Consider the following 20,082-nt stretch of genomic DNA (forward strand, 5'->3'; position numbering starts at 1 on the left):
CTTGCCGGCGATTGCGGTGTGCCTGTGACAAATGTGCCAACTGAGTCGTCACGATCGCCGGCAAGCCGGCTCCTACGGGTTTTGCGTTGGGGTGTAGGGGTTGTTGGGGTGGTGGTTGCGCTGATTTGGCTGGCCGATCGGATTTGGCCGTTGCCGTTGCCCAAGGATGATTTGGCGCGGGTGGTGCTGGCTGAGGATGGCACGCCGTTGTGGCGGTTTGCCGATGCCAATGGGGTGTGGCGGTATCCGGTGCAGACGCGTGAGGTATCGCCCTATTACCTGGACGCGTTGCTGACCTATGAGGACCGTTGGTTCTATCAGCACCCCGGCGTAAACCCGCTGGCACTGGTTCGGGCGACGTGGCAGAACCTCACGGGTGCGCGGGTGGTGTCGGGGGGCAGCACGTTGTCGATGCAGGTGGCGCGGCTGTTGGATCCGCATTCGCGGACCTTCCATGGCAAGTTGCGCCAGTTGTGGCGCACGGCGCAGTTGGAATGGCACCTGTCCAAGGAAGAAATCCTCAACCTCTACCTGAACCGCGCACCGTTTGGCGGTACGTTGCAGGGCGTGGCGGCCGCCAGTTGGGCGTACTTGGGCAAATCGCCGTCACAGCTGACCCAGGCCGAAGCCGCCTTGCTCGCGGTGTTGCCCCAGGCGCCGAGCCGTTTGCGCCCGGACCGCCATCCTCAACGCGCCCAGCAAGCTCGCGACAAAGTGCTGCGCCGCCTCGCTGAGTTCCAGGTGTGGCCGCAGGCCGCCGTCGATGAAGCCCTGGAAGAACCGCTGCTGCTCGCCCCGCGCCTGGAACCGAGCCTGGCGCCTTTGCTCGCGCGCCGCCTGAACCGCCCCGACAGCCCCCCGCTGATCCGCACCACCCTGGATGCCACCTTGCAACGCCGCCTCGAAGACCTGCTGCTGGGTTGGCGTGCACGGTTGCCGGAGCACACCTCCGCCGCCATTTTGGTGGTGGAAGAGGAAACCATGGCCGTGCGTGCCTACCTCGGTTCGGTGGACATCAACGACACCAAGCGCTTTGGCCATGTGGACATGATCAGCGCGCTGCGTTCGCCGGGCTCCACGTTGAAACCCTTCCTCTATGGCATGGCCCTGGATGATGGGTTGATTCATTCCGAATCCCTGCTGCAGGACGTGCCCCGGCGTTATGGCGATTACCGGCCGGGCAACTTCTCCATGGGCTTTACCGGTGCGGTGCCGGCGAGTACGGCGTTGTCCAGTTCGCTGAACCTGCCGGCGGTGCAATTGCTGGAAGCCTATGGTCCGAAGCGGTTCGCCGCCCAGATGCGCATCGGCGGCGTGCCGTTGGCACTGCCGGCATTGGCCGAGCCGAACCTGGCGTTGATCCTGGGCGGCGCCGGCAGCCGCCTCGAAGACTTGGTGAGCGGCTACAGCGCCTTCGCCCGGGACGGCAGGAGTGCCACCCTTCGATTACAGCCGGACGATACGCTGAGAGAACGGCCTTTGCTGTCGCCAGGGGCCGCCTGGATTGTGCGGCGTATCCTCAGTGGCCAGGCACGCCCGGACCGCGACCCGCGTGCCGAGCTGGTGCAACGCCCGGTGCTGGCCTGGAAGACCGGCACCAGCTACGGCTTTCGGGACGCCTGGGCGATTGGCGTGGGGCCGCGCTATTTGATCGGCGTATGGATCGGCCGTCCGGACGGTACGCCGGTGCCGGGGCAGTTCGGCCTCGCCTCGGCCGCGCCGTTGATGTTGCAGGTGCACGACGTGCTGACCAACCGCGACAGCCAGCGCGGTATCAGCGCACCCGTCAAACCGGTGCCGGCCAATGTCGGCGTGGCGGCGATCTGTTGGCCGCTGGGCCAGCCCATGAGCCGCAGCGACCCCAATTGCCGTCGCCAGCGCTTCGCCTGGACGCTGGATAACACCACGCCGCCCACCCTGCAGGCGCTGGACCAACCCTTGAGCGTGGGCTTGATGGAAAGCGTGTGGGTCAATGGCAAGGGCTTGCGGGTCGACGCCCATTGCCCTGGCGCCGAGCACAAGAACATCGCCCTGTGGCCTGCGCCCCTGGAACCCTGGCTGCCCAGGGCCGAGCGCCGCGAAGCGCGTATCCCTGCAGCCGACCCCGAATGCCCGCCACCGGCGCTCGCCGCGTCTTCACCTTTGTCGATCGTGGGTGTGCGCGAAGGCGACCAACTGCGCCTGCCCGCCGCCAGCCAACAGGCCCTGCGTTTGAAAATCTCCGCATTGGGCGGCAGTGGACGGCGCTGGTGGTTTCTCAACGGTGCCCCGCTGGGTGACAGCGCCAACCAAGACTTTATCAACGCCAGTTTCGAGCGCCTGGGCCGCTACCAGCTCAGCGTCCTCGATGAAGCCGGTCAAACGGCCCGGCTTGAGTTCAGCGTCGTCGATTGAATCGCCATCGCCGGCAAGCCGGCTCCTACAAGGGAACGCATTCCAAACTGTAGGAGCCGGCTTGCCGGCGATAGCGGCCTAAAGGTTCACTTGCCTTCAGGGCTAATCCCCCCGAAGCTATCCACCTTCAGGAGCCCCCGCATGAACCTCGAACACCTCACCGAACGCCTGCACCGCATCCGCGATAACAACGACTGGAAGCCATTCCACAGCCCGAAAAACCTGGCCATGGCCGCCAGCGTGGAAATGGCCGAGCTGGTGGAAATCTTCCAATGGCTGACCGAAGACCAATCGCGCCAGCTCCCTGCCGATAAACTCGCCCATGCCGGGCAGGAAGTCGGCGATATCGTGCTGTACCTGCTGTTGCTGTGCAGCGAGCTGGGCCTGGACATGAACGAGGTGGTGCGCGCGAAACTGGCCGACAGCGAACGGCGGTTTGCCCATGAGTGACCGCCATTTCGACCAGCTCGCCACGCGCTTCGCCGAAAAGATCTACGGGGGCGCCAAAGGTGCCATACGCTTGGCGGTGCTCCAGGCCGACCTGACCGAGGCCCTGCCCAAGCGCCCGTTGCGTGTGCTGGATATCGGCGCGGGCCTGGGCCATATGTCGCTGTGGTTGGCCGAGCAGGGCCACGATGTCACCCTGGCCGAACCTGCCGAGCCGATGCTCGAAGGTGCACGCCAACGCTTTGCTGACGCAGGGCAGACCGCCACCTTTATCCATGCGCCCTGGCAAGACCTGTTGGGCCAGCTCACCGAGCCCTACGACCTGGTGTTGTGCCACGCGGTGCTGGAATGGCTGGCCGAGCCCCATGCGATCCTGCCGGTGCTGCACCAGCTCACGGTGCCCGGCGGCTGGTTGTCGTTGGCGTTCTACAACCGCGATGCGCTGATTTACCGCAACCTGCTCAAGGGCCACTTCCGCAAAATGCGCAAGAACGACATGGCCGGCGAAAAGCAGAGCCTCACGCCGCAACAACCCCTTGACCCGCGTGAATTGGCGGCGCAACTCGACGGCTTTTGGCAGGTCGAAAGCCAAAGCGGTGTGCGGGTTTTCCATGACTACATGCCAGTGGAATTCCAGGCGCGCGCGGATTTGCAGGACCTTTTGGAGATGGAACTCGCTCACCGTCGTCACCCAAGCTTTGCCGGACTTGGGCGTTATTTGCACTGGATCTGCCGTCCGGTTTAAGCGGCCCAGTCTGCGGAGGTCGAAATGCGTCGTCTCTGTTTGATCCTGTTGTCCCTCGGGCTGGCCGCGTGTTCCAGCCCCAACCCTTATGTGGCCGCTTCGGCGCCGATCCCGCCGGCGCCTCCCCAGGCTGCCAACACCTTTGATGCCAGCGCCTACCCGGCGCCGGTGCGCGACTACGGTGCTTACCGCAACTGGGCCTGGCGTAACGGCCAACTGCCGGCGGGCACGGCCTGGGCGGATTCGGCGCAAATTGCCGAAGCGGTCAGCGGCGCCCTCGACCAGCGCGGCCTGCGTCCCCTGCACGACAACCGCCCGGCAGACCTGCTGGTGAGCGCCGATGTGCGCCTGGAGAAGCGCCTCAAGCAAGTCCAGGATGACTATGGCTACGGCTATGGCGGTTACAACCGCTATGGCAATGGTTACGGCATGTACAACTCGGTGCCGATCGTGCGCACCTATGAAGTCCAGGTCGTGGTGGTTCGCGTCAACCTGTTCGATGCCCGCACCGGTCAACCGGTGTGGAGTGCCAGCGCGGAAACTGGCAGCCAGGGAAGCCTCAGCGAGCGGGGAGATGCCTTGCGCCAGGCGGTGCAAAAGGCAATGACGGCATATCCTCCCAGTTAACAGCTATTCTCATTTCAAGCGCGGGTCGCTCTTTGGAGAAAAACCATGTTTCGTCGTATCGCTACGCTTGCTGTTGTAGTGCTGCTGGGCGGTTGCCAGACCAGCCAGGTCAACCACGATTTTGACGCCAGCCGGGATTTCGGTGCCTACCGCAGTTGGGCCTGGAAGGACCCGGCGCTGCAATATCGCCCCGATGACCCGCGCATCAAGAGCGACCTCACTGAACAGCGCATCCGGCAGGCCGTGGGTGAACAACTCGACCAGCGCGGCCTGCGCCCGGCCACGTCCGGCACCAAGGCTGACCTGAATGTTCAGGCCTACCTGATTGTCGAGGACCGTCAGCAGCAAGTCACCACCAACTATGGCGGCGCTTGGGGGGGGCCGTGGAATGGCTATTGGGGCGCGCCGATGTACAACGAAACGCGCAACATCACCTACAAAGTCGCCACCATCCAGATCGACCTGCTTGACGGCAAGGATGGCAAGCTCGTCTGGCGCGGCAGCGATGAACAAATGATGGCTACCTCGCCCAACCCTCAGGATCGTGACAAAGCCATTCGCACCACCGTCACTCGTGTCCTTTCCAGCTATCCCCCTCACTAGTTCGCTCGACCTGTAGGAGCTCGCTTGCCTGCGAAGGCGGCCTGACAGCCGGCCGCTCTCTAACTGCAGCCCCGCGCTCCAAATGTGGGAGCTGGCTTGCCTGCGAAAGCGGCCTGACAGCCGACCACAATCTAACTGTCCCCCCCGCGATCCAAAAATGTGGGAGCTGGCTTGCCTGCGAAGGCGGCCTGCCAGCCGACCAGGATGTTGGATCTGACCGGGTACATATCCGTTATTTGGGTAACGGCTGGTATTGGTTCCGCCCTTACGGCGGCTCACTTTTGAAAAGCGCAAAAGTAAGCAAAACGCTCTTGCCCCAACACTCGGCACCTCGCTTAGGCTCGGTGTGCCCGTAATCCGCCAGGTATTTGGGGGGCCGCCGCCACGCGCCATCCATGGCGCGGGGCGGCTAAACCGGCATCCCTGCCGGTTTACCCCCCAAATCCCTGTCGAATTCCGGCCAGCGTGTTTGACGGGGCGCCTAAGATCAAAAGCAGGGTCAAGATCAAGGTCAAGGTCAAGATCAACAGCGACTCGCTTCGCATCGTGGTTACGGGGGGTGTCGTGGGTGTTACAACGTCGTGTCGATATTTATCGTCATCGCCGGTAGGCCAGCGCCCGCATTGATTTGTGGCGACTGGCCAGCCCTTGTCTACACTCCAAATAACTACGGAGAGTAAGCGCTAAGGAGTGCCTGATGTCTCCCCGACTTCGTTCCAGGCAACGTGGTGCGATTGGCTTGATGGCAGCAGGCACCCTGGCGGTGGCCATGGTGTTTATGCTGTTGGCGGTGGACAGTGGCCGCCTGTACCTGGAAAAACGCAAGCTGCAGTCCATCGCCGACACCTCGGCCCTCGAAGCTGCCGGCCGTGGCGGCGTTTGCACCCCCAGCACCACCGCCAACGACTATGCCGTACAGAACGCTACGCGTAACGGGTTTCCGGTGGTCGCCGGCGATAACAGCCGTGGCCTGGCGGTGACCTGCGGTGCGCTGGTGACCAATGCCAGCAATATCCGCGTGTTTACGGTCGATGCCACCAAGAATGACGCCGTGCGCGTGGTGGCCACTCGCAGTGTAACGACCAGCATCGCCAGTGGTATCTGGAGCATGTTCAGCGGTGCGCCGGTTTCCTCGCAGATGATCTTGAGTGCCACCGCCGTGGCGGCGTATGCGCCTCCGGTGGCGCAGTTGACCATTCGCAGCAGCCTGGCATCGGTGAATTCCAGCAATTCCCCGCTATTGAACATGGTCATCGGCAATCTGTTGGGCGGCAGCCTGTCGCTGACCGCTGCGGGTTGGAATGGGTTGCTGACCACGAATGTGAACCTGCTCAGCTACCTGGATCAGTTGGCGATTCAATTGAATGTGACGGCGGGCGACTACGAGGCGTTGCTCAACACGGCTGTCTCCGCAAGCCAGTTGATCGACGCCGCAGTCAAGGTGCTGCAGAAAAACGGATCGGTGGCCACGGCGATCATTAACGACGTGATCTCACTGAAAGCCATCGCCCCCAATACCCAGCTTTTGAAAGTGGGGGATCTGCTCAAAATTGCCAGCGGAACACCCTCCGCAGCCTTGAATACCACTGTGCAGTTGTTTCAGTTGCTGGAGACGGTGGCGCAACTGTCCAATAGCAAGAGCGCGGTGAGCGCGGCAGCCCAGGTGAACATCCCGCTGGTGGGCAACGTCTCGATCCAGACCAAAGTCATTGAGGCACCGCAACTGTCGGCGATTGGTAATCCGGCAAAGGCCAAGGCCGGGCTTTTGAATAATCCGCAGACCGATCAGATTTTCGTACGCACCGCCCAAGTACGCACATTGGTCACCATTGATGCGCCGATCATCAAGGTGGTTTCAGGGGTTTCATCGATCCTTTCCGGCCTGGGCACGCCTGTGTCGAAGGTGGTCGGCGGCCTGTTGAACTTGAACCTGCCGGCAGTGGTGGGCGGCGTCTTGTGCCTGGTGGCGTGTAATGTCGCGGATGTTGATATCACCCAAACACTGTCCATTTATATCGAGGCAGCCAGTGCGCAAAGCTATGTCACGGACTACAACTGTGCCACGCCTGCCACGCCTGCCACCAAGTCGCTGACGGTCAAGTCCACCACTTCATTGGCCACCCTGGGCGTGGGCTATGTTGATCCGGTTGCGGCATTTTCTTCATCGGGCCCCGTCACCGTGCAGCCGGTCAGGCTGATCGATTTTGGCCAGCGCTATTGCATTGTATTGACGCTGCTATGCGGTCCGCGCACAGCGGGCGTGGGCGGAGGATTGAATCTGAAGGCGCTGACGACCGTGGGCGCGCAAACCAACTCGATGCTGTTCTTGCCCGTGGCCGAAATGAACACGACGCCGACTTACAAAAGCCCGCCAGGCACCGCCGATATCATTCATAGCCTGGGAGATACCTTGAACGGCCTGCAGGTCACTTACGTACCGCCCACCGGCAGCACGCCCGGCCCGGCGAACGGTACTGTTACCAGTGCTCTGGCAACCATCGTCAGTTCGGTGGTCAACCTTGTCCAGAACGTACTGGCGCCGATACTCGACCCTATCGTCAACACCTTGCTTTCGGCCCTGGGCATCAGCCTCGGCAACGCTGAAGTTGGCGCCAACCTCACCTGCCACATGGGGCGTGCCTACCTGGTGATCTAAACCACCGGCAACTCCACGCAAAACCTCGCGCCTTGCTCACCATTGGCAACGCTCAAGCGTCCGCCCATGTTTTCTACAATGCCGTAGCTCACCGACAACCCGAGCCCGGTGCCTACGCCAATCGGTTTGGTGGTAAAGAACGGTTCGAAAATCCGCTCCAGCAACCGTGGGTCAATGCCGCCACCGTTGTCTTCTACCCAGATCCGCACATGGCGGCTGTCATGCTCGCAATGCACCGCAATCCAGGGACGGAACCCAGGATCTTTTTCGCGCTGGCTCAACAACGCATCACGGGCATTCACCATCAGATTGATCAGCACCTGCTCAAGCTGGTCGACGTGACCTTTGACCTGCACGGTAAAGTCCGCCGGTGTTACGCGCACTTCCACGCCCTTGCCGCGCAGGCCTTCGCCGAGCAGCGACAGCGTGCCTTCCACCGCCTGCGACGGGTCGAAGGGCTGCTGTTCTATTTCCGAGCGGCGGCCGAACACGCGCATATGGTCCACCACCCGTGCTGCGCGCTGCACCTGGGTGTCGATGCGCTGGAGCTTTTCGGTGAGGTAGTCGATCTGCGCATCGCCGTTGCCCAGGCGCTTGAGTACATTGACGATGGCCATGCGCATCACGTTCAGCGGCTGGTTGATCTCATGGGCCAGGCCGGTGGCCATTTCGCCCAGGGTGGCCATCTTGGCGCTCTGGGTCAGTTGCTGCTGGGAGCGGCGCACCTCGGTGTTGTCGCGGCCGACGGCCTGCACTTCCACCAGCGCGCCCTGTTCGTCAAACACGCCACGGTCCGACCACACCCACCAGGCATGTTCGCGTCCCGGCAACTCCAGGCTGATCTCGGCGGTGCTCACCGGGAATTCCGGGGTCAACTGGCCGATGCGCTGCACAAAGGCCTGGCGTTGTTCCTCCGACAACCAATGGCCCAGGTTCAAGCCCGGCAATTGCGCCGGCAGACACTCCAGGTAATTGGCCAACGGCGTGTTGCCAAACGTCAGGGTCAGGTCCGGACGATAGCGGCAGATCATCGCCGGGGAGTCTTCGACCAGGATGCGGTAGCGCTCTTCGCTGTGCTTGATCTGTTCGGCGGCCAGGGTCGCGTCGGTGACATCCAGCCACAGGCCGACGGCTTCCACCGGCAGGCCGAGGTCGTCGCGCAGCAACTTGGCCTCATCCAGCAACCAGTGGTAGTTGCCCTGTTTGTCACGCAGGCGGTAGCGGCTGCGGACGCTGCCTTCGCGCAGCAATTGACGGCTGCGCTCAAAGTACAGCTCGCGGTCGTCGGGGTGGATCAATGACGCCAGGCTGTCGTGGTTGCAGTCGGCCAACGTCCAGCCCAGCAGCGGCAGCAAGCTGTCACTGAAGAACGCCGGGTGCAGGGCGCCGTTGACGTAGCGCTGCACATAGATCACCGCCGGTGAGCTGGCGATCAGGTTATCCAGGCGCGCATGGGCGGCGGCGGCTTGCAGTTGCTGGTTCTTGATGTCGCTGATGTCGAGCATGAAGCCGATCCAGCGGCGGCTGTCGCCCACGCCCAGCACTTGACCCTGTACCCGATACCAGAGCGGGTTGTGCTCGGCGTCGGTGCGTTGCAGGCGCACGCTGGTCAGCAGCGGTTTGCCCAGGGCTTGCAGGTCGTGCAGGCGGCTGTTGAGTGCCTGGCGGTCGGCAGGGTGGATCAGCTCCAGCCACAGGGCCAGAGGCTGGCGGGTAGGGCCGTCTTCCAGGCTGAGGCTGTGCAGCAACTGCGGGGCGAGCTGGACTTCCTGGGTGGCCGGCAGCAGTTCCCACCAGCCGGTGCCGAGCAGGCCTTGCAAAGCCTCCGTGCGGTCGAGTTGCTGGTGGTAGCGCTGCTCGCGCAGGCGGCTCAGCAGCGGGGCGGCGAGGGCGGCGGTGAGGTTCAGCCAGTCGCGCTCGTTGGTGTGCCGCTCGCCGCTGTAGAGGCCGCAGAGCAACCACGCGGCCACGCCCTGGCTGTCACGGTAGGGCACCAGGAAACCGTCGGTGGTGCCGAAAATGCCGTGCAGGCGTGGGTGGTCGCTGCGCGCCAGGGCCAGGCTCAACGGCGCGTTGCCATTGGCACTGTCCAGGCTGGTGCCCAGGTGCTGGCCGGTCTGCCACAAGGTGGGCGCATCATGGGCGGCGTAGTGGCTGTAGACGCGCCAGCCTTGGTCGTCCTCATCGAGCAAGGCCAGGGCGACGCAAGGGATTCGCCAGCGTTGGGCCAGGCTGCGCAGCTGTTCATTGAACACCTCAGGCAGGCGCGCCAAGCTGCACACGCGCAATTGCTCGCTCATCTGGCAGGCCAGCTGATGGTTTTGCTCGCGGTGTTGGGCCAGTTGCTGGCCGGCGATCAAGTCGCCAACGTCTTGCAGGTGCAAGTTCCAGCCATCGCCCTGCGGCTCGACCCAGCCACGGGTGTGCAGGACCTGGCCGGTAGCGCCCTGGAAATCCAGGTCCAGGCTCTGGTGTTGCCACTCGGCGGGGCTGCCTTCGATACTCAGCGCGCTGTTGGCACACAGCAGTTCACGCAACAGCGGCCGGGGTTCGCCCACGCCGTGTGGCGCAAGCTGTGGGCGCAGGGTACCGCCGATGCTTAGCACGTGGCCCTGGGCATCCAGTTGCACGTGCAGCCCTGGCGTCGGCGTGCCGGGGGCGTCGAGAGCCAGCGCGCTGGTGCGGCCGAGCAGGCGCCCGAAGAGCTTATCCCCCGAGGTCAAAACTGCAGGCTCGAACTGGCATACAAGTTGGCCGGCAAGTTCGGCACAGTGCCGATAACCGGCAACACCAGCGCCGGGAATACGGAATGAAGGCGACTGGTCGGGTATTTGATCGTGACGGTCAGCGTGGTGCCGCTGTAAGTGGCGGTGACTAAATCGTCGGAAAACTGGAAGCTTGCCGGGATCCACTTCAACTGGGTGATCGCCGTGGCCTTGGCGCGTGCGGTTACCTGCGTGGCGTAATTGGTGCCTGCGGCCACCGGGTCCACCGACATGGCCTGGCGCACGGCCTCGGCAGCCGCCTGGTTGAACGACTGCATCATCAGCAGTGGCAGGCTATAGCTGACCAACCCATAGAACACCGCGAAAAAGATCCCGAAGACCAGGGCGAATTCAATCGCCGCAGCACCTTTTTGCTTTTTGGGGAGGCCCGTTTTCATGACTGCGTCTACCCTGACGGCTACTACCTGATATCAGCATAGAATCATTCAGCGAAAAGGGATGTTTTTTACGTGATCCAAAGCGTGGTGATACTGCTCTGGCTGGGGCTCTGTGCGTTGCAGGATATGCGTCAACGGCAAATCGCCAACAGCTTGACCCTGGGTGGGGCACTGCTGGCGTTGATCTACCTGCTCTGGATGGGCCTGACCTGGCTGGGAGCGCCTGCCAGCGAGGGAGGCTGGGCCTTCGCCGTGGCGCTGCTGCTGACCTTGCCCGGCTATGCGCTGGGCCGCTTTGGCGCAGGGGATGTGAAGCTGCTGGCCGCCCTGGCCCTGGCCAGTTCGCTGGACGTTTTGCTGTGGTCATTGATCGGCGCTGCCGTGTTCCAGGGCGCCTGGGTGCTTATCAGTCAAAGGCTTAGCGCGCGTCGAGAGGTGTCGCCTCCGGGAGTGTCAACAAAGCAGCCTTATGCGCCCTTTTTATTGACAGGGTTTGCGCTGTATTGGTTTTGGATCCATTAGTCGCACAAGGCCTCTATCGCTATGTACATAGTCGGAAAGTAGGTCTACGTTTATTGAGTAGATGTATAGGATTCTTCGTCAAAAGGGATAGGTCAATCTTTTGGCTTGCCAGGCATGGAGTAGCGCGTGAACAAGCTTACCTCGGCGGTGAAAGTGCTCGTGGTCGACGATCAGCCGATGATCGTGGAAGAGCTGTGCGAATTTCTTGAAGGCAGTGGCTACCGCTGCGTCCCTTGCGAGTCCAGCCGACACGCCTTGCAGCGCTTCAGCGAAGACGCCGAGATCGGCCTGGTGCTGTGCGACCTGCACATGCCGGACATGGATGGCATCGAGCTGGTGCAGGCCATGCAGAAAGTGGCCGGCAAGCAGCGGGCATTTGAGGCGATCATGCTGACCGGGCGTGCCGACAAACAGGACGTGATCAAGGCCCTGCGCGCGGGGATCTCGGATTACTACCAGAAGCCGATCAACCTCGATGAATTGCTCGAAGGCCTGCAACGCCAGGAAGCGGCATTGGAAGAGCGGCAAAAAGAGCTGCAACTGGGGCACCTGAACCAGAAGCTGCAATACCTCTCCGAATCCATCAATGACCTGTATCAGGACCTCGACAAAGTACGTCGCAGCCCAGGTACCGGCTTGGCGGATGAGGGCGAGTTGGCCGCCGAAGAAACCGGGCCGCTGGAAATCCCGACCATTTTCAACCAACTGTCACCGCGCCAGCTGGATGTGGCGCGCCTGGTGGGCAAGGGCCAGACCAACTACCAGATCGCCTGTGAACTGGGGATCACCGAAAACACGGTCAAGCTCTACGTGTCGCAGGTGTTGCGCCTGACCCATATGCATAACCGCACTCAACTGGCACTGGCCTTGTCGCCGAACAATTCGGCGATGCGCCAACGGGTGACGGCACACTGAATCTTCGGGTGTTATTGGCTCTTCCCGCCCTTGGACGACCCACCGGACTCTGACTCGAAAAACTCCGGGATGGGGTGCTTGTTGCTGTCCAGCCAACGCTGCATGGCATTCTCCCGTTCTGCGGGCGTGGTCCTTTGCGGCGTGGGTGAAGCGACACGCCCATCGACCTGCAAGGCCAGCCAGTTTTCCGTCTCTGCCTGTTGCGGGGACGATGGGCCCGGTTCAATGGCCAGAGCGCTCAGCGGAAGCAGCGCCAGGCCGATCAGGTAATGTGCTTTCATCGATCACTCCTCACTTGATAGCCAGCGTATGGCATCGCTGACCGCCACGACTTTGCGTGCTGGTGCGCTGGGGCCCTTGAGTTTTTGCGCGCGGGCCTGGGCATCGGTGACTTGTTCGGGGCTCAGGCCCAATTGGCTGACCACCTTTGCCGCTTGCCCCCAGTCGTCCTGATAGATCAGCAAAGTCACCAGGTTGACGGCGGCCAACGGGTCGCTTTGCTTGAGCTCGATGGCGGTCATGAATTCAAAACGCGCATCTGCCATGCGCAGTTGGTTGAGGTACACCACGCCCAGGTCATTGCGGATTTTTTCGTCGGTGGGCGCCAGTTGCGCGGCCCGTTGCATATGCGCCATGGCCTGGGCGTTGTCGCCCCTGGCGGCCGCCAATTGCCCCAGACCGTGCTCGCCTTCGGCGTCCATGCAAGTACCGAGCAGGCTGCGGTACAACGGCTCGGCCTCGCTGCGCCCGAGCAGTCGGTAGTTACGGGCCTTGCGCTGGCGCACCTGAGGCAGGGCGTCGGGCATATTTTGCAGATTGGCCAGGCTGGCGTGCAGCTTGCCTTCGTTGGCCAGGTCATCGGACAGGTTGAGCGCCAGCTCCTGCTCGGAACTCGGCTTGGCGCAACTACCGGATGAGGTCAATGCCGACCAGGGTGATTGGCCATCGGTGGCGCAGCCGCCGAGCATCAGCAAGGCCAGGCCGGCAATCAGTACTTTCATCAACGACTCCTTAAAAGTGACTCAACGCGCGCGCGATGCCGATAAAGGCCGGGCCGCCGAGCACGATCAGCAAAGCTGGGAACAGAAACACCATCATCACCACTGACATTTTTGCCGACATCTTCGAGATGTATTCCTGCAAGCGGGTCAGGCGTCGGTCGTCGAGCAATTGCTTGAGCGCCAGCAGCGACTTCATCGCGCCGCCGCCTTGCTGGATCAGTTGCTGGAGGATGATGCAGGTGTCGGTGAACTCATCCACTTCCAGCACGCGCGCGGTCTTGCCCAGTTCCTCACCCAACTCCAGCCCGGAATCGACCCGCGCCAGGATCAGGCGCAATTCGTGCGTGAGGTGGGGAAGCAAACGCTGGGCTTCGTTGCCCAGCACCCGTAAAGACTGTTCAACCGCCATGCCCGACTCAAACAGGATGCGCAGCAACGGAATAAACGTTGAGACTTCCTTGGCGATGGCTTGCTGGCGATGTTTGGCAGCCGCAGCCAGCACACGCTTGGGCAACAGGTAGCCAATCCCCAAGGCAAATAGCGGGGCGATCCATGCAGGGTCCGCATGGGGAAATAGAATTTGCTGGCCCAAGAGGGTCAGGCCCAGAAGCACGATGGGCAAACCGATCTGGAAGGCAGCAAACAGCGAGCGCTGGTTGGCCTTGCGCCACCCGACTCGGTTGAGCAACACCTGGGTCTCCTGGTCCAGGCTGACCGAGCGCTGGGCCAGGGTGCTCCCGCCGAGCTGGCGCATCAGCGTACCGAGCCGGGCATCGCCGCCCATCCGCCCTTGCAGTCGATCAGCGACCCGGCGATCGCGCCGGCGATGCTCCAGCAATTGGCCGGCCACCAGTACCAGGGCGGCGAGCAGCAACAAGGCGCTGGCGAGAAGGGCCATCTCAGACACTCCTCAGCATGCGCCACATGATCAGGGTGCCGCAGATGTCCATGGCCAGTGCGCTGAACAGCATGATGCGTCCGGTGCCGTCGTTCCACATGGTCATCAAATAGTCCGGGTTGACCATGATGAAATAGCCCACGATCAGTACCGGCAACCCACCCAATACATAGGCGGTCATGCGCGTTTCGCCGGTCATGGCCTTGAGTTGGCGGGCACCTTGTTCGCGCTCGCGAATCATCTTGATCAGGTTTTCCAGCAGCTCGCTGGCGTTGCCGCCGTAGCGATGGTTGACCTTCAGCCCCAGGGCGAACAGACGGAACTCGTCCTGTTCGTAGAACTCGGCGAAGTCACTGACGGAGTCCGGCAGGCTGACCCCCATGCGCACGTTGCGCTGCACCCGGCCCATGGCGTCCTTGAGTGGGTTTTCAATGCTTTCGACGCCGCCCAGCACAGCATCGGCCAAGGTTCTGCCGGACTTGAGGCTGCGAACGCTGTGGTCGAGCAACTGCGGCAGCTGTTCGACCATGCGTTGCACGCGCTGTTGATAACGCCAACTGATGTAGACGCGCAGTGCCAGTGGCGGCCCCAGGATCATTGCGATCAGGCCCAGCCCGTCGGCGAACAGCCAACCGAGCAATGCGCCGATCACCCAACCGCTCAGCCATAGGCCCAGGCGATCGGTGGGCTTGCCCAGCCCGGCGCGCGCGAACATGCGCTCAAGCCCGGTCCATTTGGTCGCGGTTTCCTGAATGTCGGGCTGGCCGTCGCCGAGGCGTTCCAGCACGCGGTCCGTCTGGGCCTTGCGCAGGCCGTGGTGAAACTGCCAGAACGACAGGCCGATCAGCAGCAGGCAGACAAGCAGCAATATCGGTCCGGTCATCAAGCGCCCCCTACGACTGCAACGCCGATTCACGGCGCAGTTTGTCGCCGGCCGGGTTGATGGCTTCGCGCAGGAACCCGATGCCGGTGCGCCGGTCCAGGCGGAACAGGGTGTTGGTGACATACACGTCTTCGCGTACGCCGACCACTTCCACCACCTCGCTCACACAGCGGCGGCCATCGGGCATGCGCGTCAGTTGGATGATCACGTCCAGTGCAGCGCAGATCATCTGGCGCAGGGTTTTTTCCGCGACCACTCGGCCGGTCAGGCCCACCAGGGTTTCCAGGCGCAGCAAGGCATCCTGGGCATTGTTGGCGTGCACGGTGCTCATGGAACCGTCGTGGCCGGTGTTCATGGCGGTCATCACGTCGAGCACTTCCACGCCACGGATCTCCCCGAGGATGATGCGGTCCGGGCGCATCCGCAGGGCGTTGCGGATCAGGTCGCTGGAGCGTACTTCTCCATGGCCTTCGGCGTTTGGCGGGCGGGTTTCCAGGCGCACCACATGGGGGTGGCCCAATTGCAGTTCGGCCACGTCTTCAATGGTGACCAGGCGCTCGTGGGGGTTGATCAGCTGGCTGAGAATGTTCAGCAGCGTGGTTTTGCCGGTGCCGGTCCCGCCGCTGATGAGGATGTTGCAGCGCTTGCCCACGGCCTCCTGGAAGAATTCGAAAATGCTTTGGTCGATGGTCTGCATGGCGACCAGGTCGCTGCTCTTGAGCATGTCCTTGCGAAATTTCCGAATCGACAGGCATGGCCCGTCCAGGGCAATCGGCGGGATGATCGCGTTGACCCGGCTGCCGTCGGGCAGGCGCGCATCCACCATCGGCGAGGATTCATCGAGGCGCCGACCCAGTGGCGCGAGGATGCGTTGCATCACGCGCTCCACGTGGTGGTCGTCGATAAAGCGCAGGTCGCTCTGGTGCAGCAGGCCGTCGCGTTCGATAAACACCCGGTGCGGCCCGTTGACCAGGATCTCGGTCACCGAGGGGTCGCGCAGCAGCACTTCCAGTGGGCCGAAGCCGGTGAGTTCGTCGACGATCTCTTCGGCCAGGCGCTCCATTTCATAGCGCGAGATCGCCAGGCGCATACGCGTGATGTATTCGGAAACCTTGTCGATGACAAACTGCGCCAGGGACTGGCGCGTGCCTTCGAGCAGGTTCTTGCCCGACTCTTCGATGGCGTCGATGATGTAGCGATGCAGCACCAGTTTCAGGCCATCGTGATCGCTGTTGCCCCCGGCGCTTCGGGCCGGGCCGCCAAATAATTTTTCGCCGTTCATCGTCCGGACCCCAGGAAGCGTTCAAACCAGCGCATTGAGGGTTTCGCAAGGCCCTCGGAGCGTTTTGCCAGGCGCTCGCCCAAGGTGCGCACAGCTTGGGTCAAAGGTTCACGTGGGGCCAGGGCGAACAGGGTCTGGCCCTGGTTTTTCACATTCAGGCGCAGCTCGGCAGCGAGGGGGAGTACGGCGACGCATTCGAGGCCGAAGCTTTTTTCCAGGGCTTCGGTGTCCGGCGCACAGGCCTTGATGTAGCGGTCCACCACCAGCTTGGCGTGATCGAGCTTCATGCCTTTTTCGCGCCAGCGGTTGATCACCGCGAGGTTGCGGCGGCAGTCCAGTACGCTTTGGTCAGTGCACCACAGCAGCTTGTCGCAGTGGCTGACAAAGGTGCGCAGAGCTTCGCTGTCCGGTTGCCCGGTAATGTTCACGACAATGTGCTGGAAGTGCTGGCGCAGCGCACTGAGCAACATGAACAGCTCGGCGGCACTGGTGAGTTTGAGCGGTTCGTCACCGGTGGCGTACGCCAGGATGCGCAGGCCATCGAGGGCGGTGGTGAAGGCACTGTTGATCAAGGTGGTGTCGAGACGGCGCAAGTGTCGCAATGCATCGCCGAAATTGAACGTGCTCTCCAGGCCCAGCAAGGCCAGGCTATCGCTGCGCGGCAGGCCCAGGTCGAGAAGCAGGGTCTGCTGCCCGCTTTTTTGCACCACCAGCGCCAGGTGGGTGGCCAGCATCGCCCCATCGGCGTTGCTCTGGGTGCCAAATAACACGGTCAGGCCGCCCAGCTGTGTATTGGGCGTGACGGTCGGCAGGCGCTTGCTGAGGCGTCGCACCAGGCCGGCCACTTCGCTGGAGCGTGAGCCGTAGGCGACGAAATCGCGGGCGCCGGCCCGCATGGCGTTGAGTACCAGTTGGTTGTCCATGCCATCGCCGAGGGCAACTACCGCGAGCATCGGCTTGGCTTCCAGGGCACCTTCGATCAGCGCGCTCTGGGCCACTACGTTTTCACGGTCCAGGCCGACAAACACCAGGTTGGCAAAGGTCACGTCCACCAGCGCCAGCAGCTCGTCCAGGCTGCCGGTGCCGGCGCTCACGACTTGGCCCAGGGGCGCCAGGGCACCCTGCAGCCACTCAAGGTCAGTGGCGTTGCGGGTGATGGCGAGGAAGGTCTGACTCAGGCTATCGCTCATTGGGAAAGTCCACTGCGACGGTCGAAATTACCGTTTTCCAGGAAGAACAGCCGGTACCAGTTCGGGTCGTAGGTGCGCAGTTTTTCGCCGGGCAAGGAGGGCAATTGGGCGTTGGCGGCCAGCGGCTGCACCAGGTGCGGCGTGACGATCATCAGCAGTTCCTTTTCTTCGCGGCTGATATTGGAGTCGCGGAAAAACGCGCCGAGGATCGGGATATCGCCCAGCCCTGGAAACTTGCTGATGGTGGAGCGGTTATTGGTGCTGATCAGGCCGCTGATCACAAAACTCTCGCCATCGGCCAGGGACACGCTGGTGTCGGTGCGGCGCACGGTCAGCGCCGGCACCTGGATGCCTTGGATCTGCACCGCATTGCTGTAGTCCAGCTCGCTGACTTCCGGCGCCACCTTGAGGGTGATGCGGTTGCGGTCGATCACCGTGGGGGTCAGGGTCAGGCGGATGCCGAACTCCTTGTACTCGATGGAGATGGTGTCGCTGCCGGCGCTAGGGACCGGCACCGGCACCTCGCCGCCGGCCAGGAAGGAAGCGCTCTGGCCGCTCATGGCCACCAGGCTCGGGCGCGCCAGGGTGTAGGCAAAGCCGCTGCGTTCCAAGGCATTGATCATGGCTTTTACCCGGCCACCGCCAAAGCCGATGTTGAAACTGTCAGCGCTCACCGGCAGTTTGAACACGCCTTCCGAGGGGGACAGCAGGTTGGGGCTGCCGAGGAAAAAATTCGTGCCCGTGCCCAGGAACCGCGTGCTTGCTTCCTTGAGCTTGGTGCGGCTGACTTCCACAAAGCGGATATCGGTCTGCACCTGGCTGGGCAGCAACGGGTCTTCCGACGGCGACAGTGACAGGCTGGTCAATGCCGAGGTGGCCTTGCCCTTGACGAACACCATGCTCTGGCGCGGCGCGCTGGCGCAGGCGGTCCACACCATCAGGCTGGTGGCGCCGGACGAGACACCGGTCAGCAGGAAATGTCGGTCGCCGTTCACCCGCACATCGGCGATTTTCGGATCGCCGATGGCCAGGCGCGTAATGGCTACCGGTGATTGCAGCTCCTGTTGCAGGCCTTCTCCCACTTCGACCACGGCGGGCAACTGGCCCAAGGCGCTGCAATTGCCCGGCGCGGCCAGAGCCATGCCGACCGGCAGGCTCGACAGCATCAGGGCGCAGGCCAGTTGCGTGAACATGGGGGCGTAGCGATGGCTCATTCAAAGCATCCTTGCTCGATCACGGAGTTTGTGGCGCCGCCTGGGCGCCGCGAATCACTTCAATGCCACGGCGCACGCCAGGCTCACCGCCGGCCGCGGCTGCGGCGACGCGTTTGGGCGGGCCGGTCAGGGCCAGTTGCGTGAATTGGTAGAGGTCGCGGTTGGCACTTTCCAGTTTGTCCGGCGATTCGTTTTCACCGGCCCAATAGCGGCTGAGCAGTTGCTCTTCGGCGCTGCGGACGGCCAGGCGCAATATCCCGGCTTGTGCCGCGAGCATCAGGCGACTTAACAGAGGCTCCGGCACCGCCAGCACCACAGTGCGCGCGCCTGCCCGGCGTTGGGCGGCCTGGGCGCGCTCTTCGGCGGTGGCCGGCGGCGGGACGGCGGGTGTGCCATCGTTGGCCAGGCCCAATTGGTCGCCCACGCTGAGCAGGCGCATGGCGGGAAGGACGATCTGGGCCGATTGCTCGGCGTTGCTGGTGTCCTGGCGCAAGAACAACAGTACGTCCACGTAATCGCCTGGGCTCAGTTGGCCGCCGGCGCCGATCACCTCGTCCACGGCCACTGCCAGGGCGCGTTCGTTGGGGCGAATCATGCGTGCGAGGGGGCCGCCGCTGTTAAAGCTTTCTTCGGTGAGCCAGGTGCCGGCGCCGAGGGCGCGCAGTGGCGTGCGGCCGATGGCCTGGTCGAGCTGAGTGAGGCTGCCAGCGGGCACGGTGCGTAGTTTTTCCACCGTCAGGTCGGCGGCGGTCAGCGGAATAAAAGCCGGCACATCATGCACCAGCACCACCACCGGTTGGCGGGTCTGGTCTTCGGCGGCAGCGACGGTGTTTGCAACGGAAACGACAGGTGCAGCTGGGGCGGCGACAGGCTCCGGTGTGCGGCTCAAGACCAGTCCCCAATACCCGGCGATCAACGCCCCGATCAGCAACAAGCCGGCCAGGACCATGCTGATACGACTGTTCATGACGGCTCTCCCTATCCCGTTGCACTGCGCGCCCGCTTAATCCAAACGGGTTAATTCGCAACCTGGCTGTGATGAACATCTAACGATTTGGCTATTTGAAGGTAGCTCAGCTAGGACGAAATGCCATTACCGTAGGAAAAATTTATCTGAACTATAGAAGCAGCGGCTTGGCGTGCAGGTTTATGGCGTCAACGTTGTGACTAATACTTTGTGATTAATCCGTTATTACAGTTGTGAGGCCGAGGTTTGTTGACAATGCTCTAATGGCACGCCGCGATCATCTGGTACTAGAGCCGTTCCGGCTTCCAGTGGCGTTTTAGGGAGAAGTCTTATGTTCCTTGACCTGGTATTGAAACTTTACGTTCAGACGCAACTATTCTTCAGTCGCAAAGAGGGTGCCTCAGGTATCGAGTACGCAATTGTCGTCGCGTTGGTCGCGCTGGTTATTGTCGGCGCCGGAACGGGGCTCGGAACTAAGATCAAAAACATTTTCACCAACATGTCCAGCGGTATGCCGACTGGGACCTGATGTTAGTTGTGGTTTTTTTACGATTATCCCTCTTGCAGGTAATGCC

General features: G+C 62.5%; 19 protein-coding genes. 9 read left to right on the forward strand and 10 right to left on the reverse strand.

Going from position 1 to position 20,082, the window contains the following annotated elements:
• The first annotated feature begins 81 nt into the window (after positions 1-81).
• The 6 genes from pbpC to KHP07_RS22155 all read left to right on the forward strand — a co-directional run bounded on the left by pbpC (position 82) and on the right by KHP07_RS22155 (position 7,472).
• A complete protein-coding gene (gene pbpC, locus KHP07_RS22130; RefSeq protein WP_078046685.1) occupies positions 82-2,394 on the forward strand; it encodes a peptidoglycan glycosyltransferase PbpC in 2,313 nt (770 codons plus the stop codon).
• Between the two features lie 141 nt (positions 2,395-2,535).
• On the forward strand, positions 2,536-2,844 hold the full coding sequence (locus KHP07_RS22135; RefSeq protein ID WP_025857622.1) for a MazG-like family protein: 309 nt from the start codon (positions 2,536-2,538) through the stop codon (positions 2,842-2,844).
• Positions 2,837-3,586: a methyltransferase gene (locus KHP07_RS22140; RefSeq protein ID WP_214498023.1), complete on the forward strand. Its 750-nt coding sequence runs from the start codon at positions 2,837-2,839 to the stop codon at positions 3,584-3,586. Before KHP07_RS22135 ends, KHP07_RS22140 begins: the two co-directional genes overlap by 8 nt.
• 24 nt (positions 3,587-3,610) lie before the next feature.
• On the forward strand, positions 3,611-4,213 hold the full coding sequence (locus KHP07_RS22145) for a DUF4136 domain-containing protein (protein ID WP_078046687.1): 603 nt from the start codon (positions 3,611-3,613) through the stop codon (positions 4,211-4,213).
• A gap of 45 nt (positions 4,214-4,258) precedes the next feature.
• Complete coding sequence (locus KHP07_RS22150) at positions 4,259-4,816, forward strand: DUF4136 domain-containing protein (protein WP_078046688.1); 558 nt, start codon at positions 4,259-4,261, stop codon at positions 4,814-4,816.
• Between the two features lie 697 nt (positions 4,817-5,513).
• Positions 5,514-7,472, forward strand: a complete 1,959-nt coding sequence (locus tag KHP07_RS22155) for a pilus assembly protein TadG-related protein (RefSeq protein WP_214498024.1) — start codon at positions 5,514-5,516, stop codon at positions 7,470-7,472.
• On the opposite strand, the gene KHP07_RS22160 is transcribed toward KHP07_RS22155, so the two are convergent.
• Together KHP07_RS22160 and KHP07_RS22165 are read right to left on the reverse strand one after the other, a co-directional pair.
• Positions 7,469-10,195, reverse strand: a complete 2,727-nt coding sequence (locus KHP07_RS22160) for a PAS domain-containing sensor histidine kinase (protein WP_214498025.1) — start codon at positions 10,193-10,195, stop codon at positions 7,469-7,471. The genes KHP07_RS22155 and KHP07_RS22160 overlap by 4 nt on opposite strands.
• Positions 10,192-10,635 (reverse strand): TadE/TadG family type IV pilus assembly protein, encoded by a 444-nt coding sequence (locus tag KHP07_RS22165; protein WP_214498026.1) that lies wholly within the window; start codon positions 10,633-10,635, stop codon positions 10,192-10,194. The genes KHP07_RS22160 and KHP07_RS22165 overlap by 4 nt, the downstream gene beginning before the upstream one ends.
• A gap of 72 nt (positions 10,636-10,707) precedes the next feature.
• Here KHP07_RS22165 and KHP07_RS22170 point away from each other — a divergent pair, with 72 nt between their 5' ends.
• Complete coding sequence (locus tag KHP07_RS22170; RefSeq protein WP_099493366.1) at positions 10,708-11,157, forward strand: prepilin peptidase; 450 nt, start codon at positions 10,708-10,710, stop codon at positions 11,155-11,157.
• A gap of 126 nt (positions 11,158-11,283) precedes the next feature.
• Positions 11,284-12,072: a response regulator transcription factor gene (locus KHP07_RS22175; protein ID WP_100491579.1), complete on the forward strand. Its 789-nt coding sequence runs from the start codon at positions 11,284-11,286 to the stop codon at positions 12,070-12,072.
• A gap of 11 nt (positions 12,073-12,083) precedes the next feature.
• On the opposite strand, the gene KHP07_RS22180 is transcribed toward KHP07_RS22175, so the two are convergent.
• The 8 genes from KHP07_RS22180 to cpaB are packed head-to-tail and all read right to left on the reverse strand — an operon-like array spanning position 12,084 to position 19,507.
• Positions 12,084-12,353: a DUF3613 domain-containing protein gene (locus KHP07_RS22180; protein WP_099493364.1), complete on the reverse strand. Its 270-nt coding sequence runs from the start codon at positions 12,351-12,353 to the stop codon at positions 12,084-12,086.
• A 3-nt stretch (positions 12,354-12,356) separates the two neighbouring features.
• The gene (locus KHP07_RS22185) at positions 12,357-13,073 is read right to left on the reverse strand and encodes a tetratricopeptide repeat protein (protein ID WP_078046695.1); all 717 of its coding nucleotides are present in this window, start codon (positions 13,071-13,073) and stop codon (positions 12,357-12,359) included.
• Between the two features lie 10 nt (positions 13,074-13,083).
• Complete coding sequence (locus KHP07_RS22190; RefSeq protein WP_099493363.1) at positions 13,084-13,971, reverse strand: type II secretion system F family protein; 888 nt, start codon at positions 13,969-13,971, stop codon at positions 13,084-13,086.
• Position 13,972: 1 nt separating this feature from the next.
• Complete coding sequence (locus KHP07_RS22195) at positions 13,973-14,854, reverse strand: type II secretion system F family protein (protein ID WP_078046697.1); 882 nt, start codon at positions 14,852-14,854, stop codon at positions 13,973-13,975.
• A 10-nt stretch (positions 14,855-14,864) separates the two neighbouring features.
• Positions 14,865-16,136: a TadA family conjugal transfer-associated ATPase gene (locus KHP07_RS22200; protein WP_078046698.1), complete on the reverse strand. Its 1,272-nt coding sequence runs from the start codon at positions 16,134-16,136 to the stop codon at positions 14,865-14,867.
• Entirely contained in the window at positions 16,133-17,326 is a 1,194-nt protein-coding gene (locus KHP07_RS22205) for a CpaE/TadZ family protein (RefSeq protein ID WP_078046699.1), read from the reverse strand. Before KHP07_RS22205 ends, KHP07_RS22200 begins: the two co-directional genes overlap by 4 nt.
• Complete coding sequence (locus KHP07_RS22210) at positions 17,323-18,540, reverse strand: type II and III secretion system protein family protein (protein ID WP_078046700.1); 1,218 nt, start codon at positions 18,538-18,540, stop codon at positions 17,323-17,325. The genes KHP07_RS22205 and KHP07_RS22210 overlap by 4 nt, the downstream gene beginning before the upstream one ends.
• A gap of 19 nt (positions 18,541-18,559) precedes the next feature.
• A complete protein-coding gene (gene cpaB / locus KHP07_RS22215; RefSeq protein ID WP_214498027.1) occupies positions 18,560-19,507 on the reverse strand; it encodes a Flp pilus assembly protein CpaB in 948 nt (315 codons plus the stop codon).
• A gap of 331 nt (positions 19,508-19,838) precedes the next feature.
• Here cpaB and KHP07_RS22220 point away from each other — a divergent pair, with 331 nt between their 5' ends.
• Positions 19,839-20,036 (forward strand): Flp family type IVb pilin, encoded by a 198-nt coding sequence (locus KHP07_RS22220; RefSeq protein ID WP_214498028.1) that lies wholly within the window; start codon positions 19,839-19,841, stop codon positions 20,034-20,036.
• Positions 20,037-20,082: the final 46 nt, after the last annotated feature.

Source organism: Pseudomonas sp. VS40 (assembly GCF_018587885.1).
GTDB lineage: Bacteria > Pseudomonadota > Gammaproteobacteria > Pseudomonadales > Pseudomonadaceae > Aquipseudomonas > Aquipseudomonas pergaminensis.